Below are 12,729 nucleotides of genomic sequence, written 5' to 3' on the forward strand. Positions count from 1 at the left end.
GCACATTCAACATCGAGCTGACTGAGCTGACGCCATCGCGAGCAAGTCGGATCGCCGCACCGTCGCTCCCACATTAGTTTTTTGCAGCCAGCAAGCTAAGCCTCCCAACCCGCCCCAGTCACTGCCGCCTGCGCCAAGGGGTGCAGGTCCGCCCCCTGGTGCTCTGTCTGCCAGGCCAGCAATTCCTTGCGCATACCGGGCGTCCAGTACATTTGCAGGTGATTGCGCACCCCGAGCACGGCCTGTTGCTGGTCCGGTTCGCTGGTAAAGTACTGGGCGATCTGGTTGGCCATCTTGATCAGGTTTTCAGTACTCATCGACGTACCTCCGCTTTAGCGCCACGGGCGCGATCCTTGAGCAAGCGGTGCTGCTCATCGCTGAATGCCTGGAAGCGCTTTTGCCACTCGGAAGGGTGGTAGACGCGGCTGACTTCCACGGCCGTGACCTTGTACTCCGGACAGTTGGTGGCCCAGTCGGAGTTGTCTGTGGTGATGACGTTGGCGCCCGACTCAGGGAAGTGGAAGGTGGTGTACACCACGCCCGGGGCGACCCGTTCGGTGATCCGCGCACGCAGTACGGTCTGCCCGGCGCGGCTGCCGATGCCGACCCAGTCACCTTCGTTGATGCCACGGCTCTCGGCGTCGGTCGGGTGGATTTCCAGGCGGTCTTCGTCATGCCAGGCGACGTTGTCGGTACGCCGGGTCTGGGCGCCGACGTTGTACTGGCTGAGGATGCGCCCGGTGGTCAGCAGCAGCGGATAGCGACTGTTGACCTTCTCCTCGGTGGGCACGTAGCCGGTGAGCATGAAGCGCCCCTTGCCGCGCACGAATTCCTCGATGTGCATGGTCGGCGTGCCGTCCGGTGCCTCGGCGTTGCACGGCCATTGCAGGCTGCCGTGGCTATCCAGTGCGGCGTAGCTGACGTTGGTGAAGGTCGGCGTCAGGCTGGCGATTTCATCCATGATTTCCGATGGATGCTTGTAGTTCATCGGGTAACCCAGGGCATTGGCCAGGGCCACCGTGCCTTCCCAGTCGGCCTTGCCGCCCAGCGGCTCCATCACCTTGCGCACCCGCGAGATGCGCCGCTCGGCGTTGGTGAAGGTGCCGTCCTTTTCCAGGAACGAAGCGCCCGGCAGGAACACATGCGCGAACTTGGCGGTTTCGTTGAGGAAAATGTCCTGCACCACCACGCACTCCATGGCCGACAGGGCCGCGGTGACGTGCTGGGTATTCGGGTCGCTCTGGGCGATGTCTTCACCCTGGCAGTACAGGCCCTTGAAGCTGCCGGCCAGTGCCGACTCGAACATGTTGGGAATGCGCAGGCCCGGGTCGGGTTGCAGGGTGACGTTCCACGCCTGTTCGAATTGCGTGCGGACGACCTCGTTGGAGATGTGCCGGTAGCCGGGCAACTCGTGGGGGAAGGAGCCCATGTCGCAGGAGCCCTGAACGTTGTTCTGCCCCCGCAGCGGGTTCACGCCCACGCCTTCGCGGCCGATGTTGCCGGTGGCCATGGCCAGGTTGGCGATGCCCATGACCGAAGTGCTGCCCTGGCTGTGTTCGGTGACGCCCAGGCCGTAGTAGATCGCCGCATTGCCACCGGTGGCGTACAGGCGAGCGGCGGCACGGATGTCGGCAGCGGGTACACCGCAGATCGGGCCAATCGCTTCCGGCGAGTTTTCCGCACGGCTGACGAACTCGCTCCAGCGGGCGAAATCGCCGCCCTCGCAACGGGCGTCGATAAAGGCCTGGTTTTGCAGGCCTTCAGTGATGATCACGTGGGCCAAGGCATTGAGCATGGCAACGTTGGTGCCAGGGCGCAGAGCCAAGTGATATTCGGCGCGGGCGTGCACCGTGTCCACCAGATCGATGCGCCGTGGGTCGATGACGATCAGCCGCGCGCCTTCACGCAGGCGGCGCTTGAGTTGCGAGGCGAACACCGGGTGGGCGTCGCTGGGGTTGGCGCCCATCACCAGAATCACGTCGGCCTGCATCACCGAGTCGAAACTCTGGGTGCCGGCGGACTCGCCCAGGGTTTGCTTCAGGCCATAACCAGTCGGCGAGTGGCAGACCCGCGCACAGGTGTCGACGTTGTTGTTGCCGAAGGCGGCGCGCACCAGTTTTTGCACCAGGTAGGTTTCTTCGTTGGTGCAGCGGCTGGAGGTGATGCCGCCGATGGAATCGCGGCCGTACTTTTGCTGCAGCCGGCGGAATTCGCTGGCGGCGTAGGTCACGGCTTCATCCCAGCTGACTTCCTGCCAAGGGTCGCTGATGTTTTTGCGGATCATCGGTTTGGTGATGCGATCCGGGTGGGTGGCGTAGCCCCAGGCAAAGCGCCCCTTGACGCAGGAGTGGCCGTGGTTGGCCTGGCCGTTCTTGTCGGGAACCATGCGCACCAGCTGGTTGCCTTTCATCTCGGCGCGGAACGAGCAGCCCACACCGCAATAGGCACAGGTGGTGATCACGCTGCGTTCAGGCTGACCCATTTCGACCACGTTTTTTTCCATCAGCGTCGCGGTGGGGCAGGCTTGTACACAGGCACCGCAGGACACGCATTCCGAGTCGAGGAAGTTCTCGCCACCGGCGGCCGCAACCCGGGATTCGAAACCGCGCCCGGTAATGGTCAGGGCAAAGGTGCCCTGGGTTTCTTCGCAGGCGCGCACGCAGCGGTTGCAGACGATGCACTTGCTCGGGTCGTAATCGAAGTAGGGGTTGGAGGTGTCCTTCACGTCCTCCAGATGGTTCTCGCCTTCATAGCCATAACGCACTTCCCGCAGGCCGACCTGGCCGGCAACGGTTTGCAGCTCGCAGTTGCCGTTGGCCGAGCAGGTCAGGCAGTCCAGCGGGTGATCGGAGATGTACAGCTCCATGACATTGCGCCGCAGGGTCGCGAGCTTCGGCGTTTGGGTGTGCACGGTCATGCCTTCAGTGACCGGCGTGGTGCAGGACGCGGGGTAGCCGCGCATGCCGTCGATCTCCACCAGGCACATGCGGCAGGAGCCAAAGGCTTCCAGACTGTCGGTGGCACAGAGTTTGGGAATGGTGGTGCCCAGCAGCGCGGCGGCACGCATCACCGAAGTGCCTTCGGGCACGCTGATGCTGCGGCCGTCGATGTTCAGGGTGACTTGCACCTGGCTTTCGCGGGCCGGCGTGCCCAGATCCATATCGGTTTTCGGATCGAATACAGTGATCATTGCTCGGCCTCCGAGGCTTGCAGACCGAAGTCGGCGGGGAAGTGCTTGAGGGCGCTGGCTACCGGGAAAGAGACCATGCCGCCCAGCGCGCACAGCGAACCGTATTGCAGGGTGTCGCACAGGTCCTTGAGGATGATCACCTGCTCATCGCGACCACTCTGGTCGGGCGCGGCCAGCAAACGGTCGATCACCTCCACGCCCCGGGTCGAGCCGATGCGGCAGGGGGTGCATTTGCCACAGGATTCCTCGGCGCAGAACTGCATGGCAAAACGCGCCATGTGGGCCATGTCCAGGCTGTCGTCAGCCACCACCACACCACCGTGACCGAGCATCGCCCCGATGGCGGCGAAGGCCTCGTAATCCAGCGGCGTATCGAATTGCGAAGGTGGCACCCAGGCGCCGAGAGGGCCGCCGACCTGTGCGGCCTTCAGCGGCCGGCCACTGGCAGTACCACCGCCGTAGTCTTCCACCAGCTCCCGCAGGGTCAGGCCAAAGGCCCGTTCCACCAGCCCGCCGTGACGAATATTGCCCGCCAACTGGAAGGGCATGGTGCCCAGCGAACGGCCCATGCCGTAATCGCGATAGAACTGCGCGCCCTTGGCCAGAATCAGCGGCACCGAGGCCAAAGTCAGCACGTTGTGCACCAGGGTCGGCAGGCCGAACAGGCCTTGCAACGCAGGGATCGGCGGCTTGGCGCGAACAATACCGCGCTTGCCTTCCAGCGAGTCCAGCAGCGCGGTTTCTTCGCCGCAGATGTACGCGCCGGCACCCACTCGTACTTCCATGTCGAAAGCCTGACCGCTGCCGCCGACATTGGCGCCCAGATAACCGGCATCACGGGCTATGTTCAGCGCCTGACGCAGAGTGGCCACGGCATCCGGATACTCCGAGCGCACATAGATGTAGCCGTAGGTGGCGCCGCAGCAGAGGCCGGCAATGGCCATGCCTTCGATCAGCAGGAAGGGGTCGCCTTCCATCAACATGCGGTCGGCGAAGGTGCCGGAGTCGCCTTCGTCGGCGTTGCACACGATGTACTTCTGCGCAGCCTGAGTGCCGCGCACCGTGCGCCATTTGATCCCGGCCGGGAAGGCCGCACCGCCACGGCCACGAAGGCCCGAATCGAACACTTCCGTCGCGGTCTGCTCGCCGCCCACCGCGATGGCGCGGGTCAAACCCTCGAAACCACCGTGGGCCCGGTAATCCTCCAGCGACAGCGGCCGGGTAATGCCGGCGCGGGCAAACATCAGGCGTTGTTGAGTCTTGAGATAGGGCAGCTCTTCCACCAGGCCCAAGGCCAGTGGATGGCTGGACGGCTCGCCTTGCAACGCATCGAGCACGGACGGCACATCAGCAGCGGTCATCGGGCCGAAGCCGATCCGGCCTTGGGGGCTGTCCACTTCCAGCAGCGGTTCCAGCCAGTACAGGCCGCGCGAACTGGTGCGCTGTAGCTCCAGCGGCAGATTAAGTGCCTTGGCCTGAGTGATCAGGGCCACGGATACCTCATCGGCACCCACGGCACGGGCAATAGAATCACAGGGCAGATAGAGCGTCGGCATCATGCGTCCTCCCGGCAAGCGTCGAGCAGCGCATCCAGACGCTCAGCGCTGAGCCGTGCATGCACCCGGCCATCCAGCTCCAGAGCAGGCGAACAGGCGCAGGCGCCAAGGCAATACACCGGACGCAAACTGATGCTGCCATCAGCGCTGCTGCCGTGATCGTCCAGTTGCAGACGCTCGCGCAACTGCGCGGCCAACTGCTCGGCACCACGGCTCTTGCAGGACTCGGCGCGGCACAACCGCAGGATATGCCTGGCCGGCGGCGCGGTACGGAAGTCATGGTAAAAACTGATCACCCCGCGAACCTCCGCCTGACTCAGATTGAGGGCGTGAGCAATCTCGGGGACGGCGACATCGGGGACGTAACCGATGCGTTCCTGAATATCATGAAGAATGGGCAACAGTGCACCCGCAGAGCCCTTGTGGCGCTCCAGCAGGCTGTTGACCACAGGCAGGTGCAAACTCTCATCAGGCATACAGCATTCCTCACGGTCACGGACAAACCAGAAGGTCGTCGGTTGTCCGAAAGTGTCGGCTGCGGCACTCACACCACGTCACGGAATCGTGGCATTTTCAGGCCGTTGGCCAGGGCACCCTGGGCGGGCATCTTGTTGTGCCCGGCGCGGTCTTCGCCGCGCATCGGTAAGGGCATAAAAGCCAGATTGCCACGCCGCCTTTGATTTATCTGCACCAGAGCGACGTGTTTGGTTCTGTCTACGACCTTGTATTGAGTCTAGAAGAATGCGAGGCGAGGTGCTGTTGCTGGAGGCTTGTTACATAATTTCTGCCAGACAACCGAAATCCCTGTAGGAGCGAGCTTGCTCGCGAAAAACGTAAGGCAACCACCGTTCCTGCCGGTGTCGTCGACGTTGACATTGTTACTTGGCTACGGCAGCATTGATCCCAATCGCGCCCGATCCTCTGGTGCTGGCTCAGTCCGGCATTACGTTCGGGCCTTCTTGTTTATGGAACATGGAAGTTGCCTAAACCAGCCCCTCCGAAGCCTTTCCTTACGTACCCTGACATGGTTGCGCTCCTGACAAGCAGGGGTATGCAGATCAATGATCAGTCTCGCGCAGAACGCAAGCTCGCTCAGCTTGGGTATTACCGTCTAAGCGGATTCTGGTACCCGGCGCGGGAATTCAAAATGAATGGCCTTGCGCAAGAAATCTGCCCGGTCGCGGGCAAGCCTCTACGTCTGGACACTTTCCAGGCGACCACCTCTTTCGATGCGATCGTAGACCTTTACCAGTTCGATAAACGATTGCGAATGCTCATGCTGGATGCAGTCGAGCGTCTGGAGGTCCACCTCAAGACCATAATGGCTCACGAGGTTGGGTATCACGACCCGATGGCCTACACCAATGTGAAATTTATCCTGCACAAATGGACCCAGCCGTACACGGACAGCCGTGGTAATGCGCGCAACAAGTGGACAGAGTGGAGTCTGAAACAGCAGTCGCATATTGCGCGGAGCAAAGAGGACTGTATTCAGTGGCACTTGCGAGCCGGTAAGTCCATTCCTGTTTGGGTCGCCGTGGAAGCCTGGGATTTCGGGGATCTTTCGGAGTTCTTCGAGCTGCTCACCAGCAAGTATCAGAATTTGATACTCGCGCGTCTCGGTTTGAACAACGCAAAGATGCTCAGTCGGTGGGTGCAGCAGACCAGCCATTTGCGCAACCGCTGTGCTCACCATACTCGCATCTGGAATCAGGCTTCGGCAAACCCGTTATCGATCCCCTCGGAACCCTATTTTCAGAGACTGGGGCTGGATCAACATGCGCTCAAGCGGCTGTACGGGTTAATTGCGGTCATATGGTTTCTGCTACAGAAAATCGCACCGGCTTCGACCTGGATCAACGACATTGCGGATCTGATCGATCGCAAGCCTGCTATGCCCGGCTGCACTTTCAAAGCAATGGGGTTTTCAGATGAATCGGGCTTTCCTCGAAAACTGTTCGGGATCTAGCTGACTTCGACGAAAACCCCGAAAAACTCGGGGCTAATACCCGCCAGATAGCCACACCCCTGTAGGAGCGAGCTCGCTCGCGAAAAACTCAAGGCAACCACCATTCCTGCTGAATGCCCACGCCTACCGCAACCAACCCCGCCCTACAAGCATCATGCCCAACTTCTAGGAGCTACCCCTCAGCCTCCGCCGCTCGCTTGGAAGTTGGCGCACCAGTCCAATCCCGCGTCAGCACCTTCACCGCATCATCCACCAACGCTTTACTCATCGACGTCAGATAATGCGCAGCCCAGGCGTGGCGGTCGGTGTCTGTGGCGTAGGCTGCATCTTCGGTGAGCGATTTGGCCAGGAACAGAAAATCAGAAGCCATTGATAACGCATCGCAGAGGGGAACGCCGCGAGTGACGTGGAACAGCGGTTGATCGGAGCAGTAGATGGCGGGGGTTAAACCGATGGTTTTGAGTTCGGGTTGTTCGGTCATTGACCACCTCCGAGGATGGAGGGGCAATGGGGGAGGGTGTTACGCGATTGGGAATTGCGTAGTGGGGAAAGCCAAATTTCAAACGGATTTATCTTGGTCATGGTCAAAATCCTTGATTTGAGGAGCTGCCACGAGCCTTCTCACGGGCTTGGGTGACAGCCGTGCGCGGGGTGAGAAACCGGCAATCAAGGCAACCGGTAGACCCGAAGGTCTCCCACGCACAGCCGCCATAAAGCCATATCGCAGACGAAAAAAAACGCCGCGATAGGTTTTGGGGCGCTTTGCGCCTTGATTGTTTCGGGCTCTCACACCCGGTCGCTGAATTGGCAGCGACCGTGGGAGGTTATCGTGAAGGCCCTTTTCTCGCAACCTCTGAACACATCAGCCACAAATCTACTTTGTGAAGTAGTGTGGTTTGTTCTCATCTTTTCAATTCGAATGCGAACAAAGTACGAGCGTGTATTTGCCTTATTTAATTTTTTGTCTCCTTTTTCTGTATAACTTGTAGGAGGTCTACTGTTCGTTTCGCAGTGCCTTGAATTGCCTCGGAATCCACGTATTTTGTGTTGATCCACTCATTCCTGAGTCGGTGCAATTCATATAGCCGCAGCACGTACCTTGCCTGGCGCGTGAATGGACACGGAGTGCAAGCAATGACGAAGGGATACTTTATTTACAAAAGTGATAAGACCATTTGTGGTGGCGAGTTTCTGGGGGTCGATACTCACATCCTGATGTTCGGCTTCGCGCAAGGGCGCGAAGGGCCGGGTTTAAAATATAAATATCCTTCCGGTTTCTATTAAATGCAAGCTTGTCATATTGCGCTGGGGGGAATGATTATCATTGTTGAATTGCTTTTTCTATTTGGTGGCGCTGGTGGGATTTTCGGCTGGGTGTAAGTGTCACAGGCGTATTCTTCAACCGGTGGAGCGTGTACAGATTTGTTGTTCGAGTGGAAATAGATCTGTCCACTTTCTTGTCGCGAGCGAGGTGGCGCTTAATAGAAGTTCAAATGGACTTGAAGATGTTAAGAGACTATAGGTGCGGTAACTGCAATCGACTTCTCGCCCGAATGGGCGAGTGCACTGAGCTCCAGATTAAATGCTCCCGATGTGGGACGTTTAATCATGTGAAGGTCAAGAGCCTCGAGCGATCGCCTACGAGCGACTCAAACGCAGCATATGCTGCACAATTTAAAATATCGTAGGTAAACCATGAGCACAGTCGAACTACCACCAATTTATGTATATGCAACGAAGCCCGGCTATTCTAATCCACCTGGCGCACCTTTTCCTGGCCCAAACCCCGGGGTCATTCTGTTTCAGCAGCAACAACAGCGAAATGTTCATTATGCGAATGGCCATTGGCGCGAAATGATAATTAAGCTTTGTAATGAGCAAGCGCATTACGGTCATGTAAACTACGTTGTGCATGGTTTTCCTTTCGACTTCGGAACAATACGTTGGGCAGATACATTTAGCTCTCACAATCCTGATCAGAGCCCTGCGCAAGCTTTGAACTACGCCAGTCGCCAAATTTCGGAAAAAAAACTATTTGAGTACGATGGTGCATATTTTTCGGGCGGGATTTTGACTCCAGTTGCAGCGATGAGTCATTTGGTGTTCGGCAAAGGCACCACTGCAAGAACCAATATCAACAGTCTGGGCTTGCAATTGTCCACAACGAAGATGCCGTTACTGGAAGCTGCACTGGCCGCAGCTCCGCTTGGTGCCTCTTCAGTTTACTTAGACAAGGTGCCCTACAATACAGCAAACGATTCGTGGATGACCGCATCCTGGCTTGGTAGCATCACTCTGAAAATTGAAGGTACTGTCACCAAGACGGCAGATGGTTACTTGACCTTCAATGGTGATGCGAAGGCTTACAACGATATTTATGACGGCAACCCAAGTACTCATCGGAGCTGGCTTGGAGAGTCCTCTACCGCAATCCTTGACACGGTACAAAAGGTAATGAATGGTCAACCCTATGAGATCGCGATTGAGGGTTATCTAGGCATCTCGATCAATCGTTGATGTAATATAGGCGTCTTTGTATTCGAGGCGCCTACTTTAGCGCCCATCATGGAGAAAGATATGCTTAAGCAGTTTTGCAAGGCCTTTTCACCAACATTACTGCTCGTGTTGGGCGCCATTTTACTATGGGGCTCACTCTATTGTTCGATCGTCAACGTAGATGAGATGGAAAAGCCAGCTCCTATGTTCTTTGTGGTTTTTTATGTTGCGTACTTCTCTGCTTTTATTATTTTTTTGCAGGCTTTTTCTTCATTTCTACTTGTTTTGGCTCCAAATAAACAATGGGCCAAGGTGCTGTCATTTCTGTTGCGCTTACCCGCAACGATTTTTACGTTTTTTGTCGGAGCTTTAAGTCTGGTATTGGCCTATGAGGTTTCTTTACTGGCTCTTGCACCAGCACTTGTTTATCTAGCCACAACGTTTTTCTTTATTCGGCAGGATTTGGCGTTATTCCGTACACGAAACACATAGTCACAGCAGCGTGTTCTAACCCTCTATATCTCTAAAGCCACCAATCGCTGTGGCTTTTTCGTATCTGGCACCCTTACCCCGTCTTTGCTCCGAGAAGATAAGGATGGCGTGGATTGCTGGACCTATTCTCGCTCCCCCCGAAAGAGAGGAGTTCGGATGCCAAACATGCCCGACAAACCAGTACCAGGCCCATCGTCATGGCCTGGCTTAGCCAACACTCGCCGATATTCTATGTCGCGACCTTGTCGTTCTGGGTCGCCCTCTTGCGCTTGATCTATGGGGGAGGGGAGGCGACAGGCTCCGCTTGCAAATAAAGGGGCGGATTTATTATTGGTCAACACATGGCGGCCAAGGTGTTCGGCCATTAAATGCACCGTCACTGGATGGCTTTCAAATAATCCCTAAGCGCCATGAGCGGGATATCAAGGTGGTTCATCGTCTGTGCGCTGCCAAAATCAGTCGCCAGTCTGTTTAGCTCCCGGCCAAGGGGTTTCCCCGCGCCGCCTAGAGTTTCCAACGCCAACCCCACACACTCATCCACCTTCACCTGAATCGCCTCAACATCCCCCCGACGCACCAGCAACTCAAACACATCCCGCTGGTAATCACCCATAACCAGATCGTCACGCAAAATTGGGCTTGAGTCTTCCTTCTCATAAGCCAATTTGAGGGAGAAGAGGGCGACGGTTTCCAGGTGCAATTCCATGGGGGGAATCCTTGAGAGGGGTCGTGCCGACCGAGGGTGCGAGAGATTAAAAAGCTTCGCTGGCAAGCCGGCTCCTACAGATCGGTGGGGTGTCAGGTGCTTTTTCGCAGACGAAAAAAAAGGCCTTGCAAAGCAAGACCTTTCTTAATTTTGGTGCCCGAGGGGGACTCGAAGAATAGGTTAAGCATTTGATTAATATCTATAAAAGCACATGTACACTTTTTAATATACGGAAAAGTGTAAATTTGAGTGATTTATATCAATGGAACTTGGTGGATGGAAGATTCCAGATTTCGCCTTTCTGATTTCCGACGAGATGCATGTTGTGTGAGTCATTGTTGTCAACAAAGCAATCGGGTTTGGTGGAGTCTGGCCTACCGCTATAGGCAACTGTCGACCCAAACATGTCAGTCATGACAGGCAGAAAACGACCGAGACTGTGTAAAAACGGTTTAGAGCAGGTTTGACAGTCAGAACCAGAACGAAAATCGCGTTCCTACACAAATTTCAGCTCCCCTGATACACCAATCATTGGCAGATTTTACGTAGCGACACAGACTTCAAGACAGTGTCTGCGTCTTTACACAGCCTGGACCCAAAGCTGACGGTAGTGACAGGCAGAAGTCGGCTAGGAGCATTCACTCAGCGCGCTTGCAAAAGGAAGGAGGATTCAGTTTTCAACTGACTTTGCTGCGATACCAGACGGCAGTAGGTTCGTTATCAGCTTGGGATTTTCGTATTTCGAACTGCCGTGATTCGTACAGGGCATGCCTCCAGCTTTTGCAACCGTAGCGCTTGGGCGTCTGCTCTGGATAGGTACCACCAATCCAGCAGATGGCTGCTTCCAGTCGAGTCCAGCCATCTTCGGCAAGTTTGTTTTCTGCTTCACGTAAACAGCGGCATATCCCACTGCCAGTCCAAAAGACTGAACCGTCCTCCCTGATACCGTCGATGAGCGCATCTTCAAATGCCTGGCTCTGCATAAGCGAAGCCAGTTTAGCTCGTGCCTCACTCATGTGTTTGGCCCAGGATTGCAGATTTAGGCAATGCCGATTGATGGCTTCGTAGCTTTCCTCCAGAAAACCAACCGCCGCCTGGCAGCCTGATTCAGACCAGAGATCGAAACGCTCAATAAAGTGGTGAACCACTTTATTGCGCAGGTCAACCAGCTCCTTGAGGTCGGCCTTCATTGCCTCATAGTTCTCGGCTGTCATTTCCAACTGGTATCTATACCTGAGCCAGATCTGGTCACCGAGATCGGCTTCCGTCTGTGACTCTTCTTCATTTGGGGGCGGCGGGGACAGAAAGCTTTCGGTCAACATCCCCATCAACGTGCCCATCGTCTTGTTCTGGGCACGTGCGACCTTCTGCTCTCGGATGATAGGCAGCCGATCCACAGGACCGTTCAGCTCACCATGCGCGACAATGGCTTTCAGCTGCCGTTCGTATTGTTGCAAGCGCAACAGGCAGCGTCCGAGTTTGCGCTGCACGATGTGTTGAATAGCAGGTACATCATCCGAGGGCATGGTAGTGACGTCCTCCATGATTAACGACTCAGGCATAAGTGGTAGGGCTGGAGCGATTCACTGCAATACTCTCGCCCTGCTAGGAGGGCGAGCAACGCGTAAATCGGACGCTTTTCAAGCTCAGTGTAGGTTGAGTCAATCCGCTCGGACTTTTTCAACAGAATCGGTCGACAGCTGCCGCTGGCGAGTGACAGCTATGGGGCGAGGCTGTGTAAAAACATTTTAAGGCAGATGCGGCAGTGAAAATCGGCGCGAAAAACACGCACCTACGCAAAATCCAGGTCTGCTAACTAACCGGACGTTTGCAGATTCAACGTAGAAGCGAGGACTTCAAAACGGTGTCTGCGTTTTTACACAGCCTGGGTCGTTTTCAGTCTGTCGCGACAGGCAGCAATCCACAGCCAAAAGCGGTCAGTCAGCGTCTACGAAAGTAAGGGGCGATTTAGTGACGACGTGGTCTGGGTACTCTGCTGCCCTGATGTTTTGTACAGACCTTGGAAATTTTCATAGTGGCAACCTAGGCTCTTTGGTAAGGGAAAAGAATTTCTAGGCAGGGGTTGACCACGTAATTTAATGCTGTAGTATTCGCCTCCCGCTAACGAGCAGCTTGATGCTGGTTTTGGCTTAAGTAGTTGATTTTATTGTTAAAATCAGAAACTTTTAAGGGTGCTGCTTAAAGGGGTTTGCTGTAGAATGCACGCCTCGGTTGAGACGAAAGATCTTAACCAACCGCTCTTTAACAACTGAATCAAGCAATTCGTGTGGGTGCTTGTGGAGTTAGACTGCTAGTCAAT

At 56.1% G+C, this 12,729-nt stretch carries 11 protein-coding genes; 4 read left to right on the forward strand and 7 right to left on the reverse strand.

The annotated features are described in order from the left end of the window. Window positions 1–95: 95 nt before the first annotated feature. Genes RS887_RS14555 through RS887_RS14570 form a run of 4 tightly spaced genes read right to left on the reverse strand, consistent with a single transcriptional unit; the run spans window position 96 to window position 5,222 of the window. Window positions 96–317, reverse strand: coding sequence for a formate dehydrogenase subunit delta (locus RS887_RS14555; protein ID WP_322615900.1), 222 nt, complete (start codon window positions 315–317; stop codon window positions 96–98). Continuing rightward, on the reverse strand, window positions 314–3,190 hold the full coding sequence (fdhF, locus tag RS887_RS14560) for a formate dehydrogenase subunit alpha (protein WP_322615901.1): 2,877 nt from the start codon (window positions 3,188–3,190) through the stop codon (window positions 314–316). The genes RS887_RS14555 and fdhF overlap by 4 nt, the downstream gene beginning before the upstream one ends. Then, window positions 3,187–4,749, reverse strand: a complete 1,563-nt coding sequence (locus tag RS887_RS14565) for a formate dehydrogenase beta subunit (RefSeq protein WP_322615902.1) — start codon at window positions 4,747–4,749, stop codon at window positions 3,187–3,189. The genes fdhF and RS887_RS14565 overlap by 4 nt, the downstream gene beginning before the upstream one ends. Continuing rightward, window positions 4,746–5,222, reverse strand: a complete 477-nt coding sequence (locus RS887_RS14570) for a formate dehydrogenase subunit gamma (protein ID WP_322615903.1) — start codon at window positions 5,220–5,222, stop codon at window positions 4,746–4,748. The genes RS887_RS14565 and RS887_RS14570 overlap by 4 nt, the downstream gene beginning before the upstream one ends. 575 nt (window positions 5,223–5,797) lie before the next feature. On the opposite strand from RS887_RS14570, the gene RS887_RS14575 reads away from it, so the two are divergent. After that, on the forward strand, window positions 5,798–6,715 hold the full coding sequence (locus tag RS887_RS14575) for an Abi family protein (RefSeq protein ID WP_322615904.1): 918 nt from the start codon (window positions 5,798–5,800) through the stop codon (window positions 6,713–6,715). Between the two features lie 172 nt (window positions 6,716–6,887). Here RS887_RS14575 and RS887_RS14580 read toward each other — a convergent pair whose 3' ends face one another. Next, on the reverse strand, window positions 6,888–7,196 hold the full coding sequence (locus RS887_RS14580; RefSeq protein WP_322615905.1) for a DUF3077 domain-containing protein: 309 nt from the start codon (window positions 7,194–7,196) through the stop codon (window positions 6,888–6,890). 1,024 nt (window positions 7,197–8,220) lie between these two features. Here RS887_RS14580 and RS887_RS14585 point away from each other — a divergent pair. The 3 genes from RS887_RS14585 to RS887_RS14595 are packed head-to-tail and all read left to right on the forward strand — an operon-like array spanning window position 8,221 to window position 9,703. Continuing rightward, window positions 8,221–8,403 (forward strand): Com family DNA-binding transcriptional regulator, encoded by a 183-nt coding sequence (locus tag RS887_RS14585; protein ID WP_322615928.1) that lies wholly within the window; start codon window positions 8,221–8,223, stop codon window positions 8,401–8,403. Window positions 8,404–8,410: 7 nt separating this feature from the next. Then, entirely contained in the window at window positions 8,411–9,232 is an 822-nt protein-coding gene (locus RS887_RS14590; RefSeq protein WP_322615906.1) for a lipid II-degrading bacteriocin, read from the forward strand. A 60-nt stretch (window positions 9,233–9,292) separates the two neighbouring features. After that, on the forward strand, window positions 9,293–9,703 hold the full coding sequence (locus tag RS887_RS14595) for a hypothetical protein (RefSeq protein WP_322615907.1): 411 nt from the start codon (window positions 9,293–9,295) through the stop codon (window positions 9,701–9,703). 376 nt (window positions 9,704–10,079) lie between these two features. On the opposite strand, the gene RS887_RS14605 is transcribed toward RS887_RS14595, so the two are convergent. Beyond that, window positions 10,080–10,409, reverse strand: a complete 330-nt coding sequence (locus RS887_RS14605; protein ID WP_322615908.1) for a hypothetical protein — start codon at window positions 10,407–10,409, stop codon at window positions 10,080–10,082. Window positions 10,410–11,086: 677 nt separating this feature from the next. Continuing rightward, entirely contained in the window at window positions 11,087–11,953 is an 867-nt protein-coding gene (locus RS887_RS14610) for an OST-HTH/LOTUS domain-containing protein (RefSeq protein WP_322615909.1), read from the reverse strand. Between the last annotated feature and the right edge of the window lie 776 nt (window positions 11,954–12,729).

It is taken from the genome of Pseudomonas sp. BIC9C (assembly GCF_034541995.1).
GTDB lineage: Bacteria > Pseudomonadota > Gammaproteobacteria > Pseudomonadales > Pseudomonadaceae > Aquipseudomonas > Aquipseudomonas fluorescens_CC.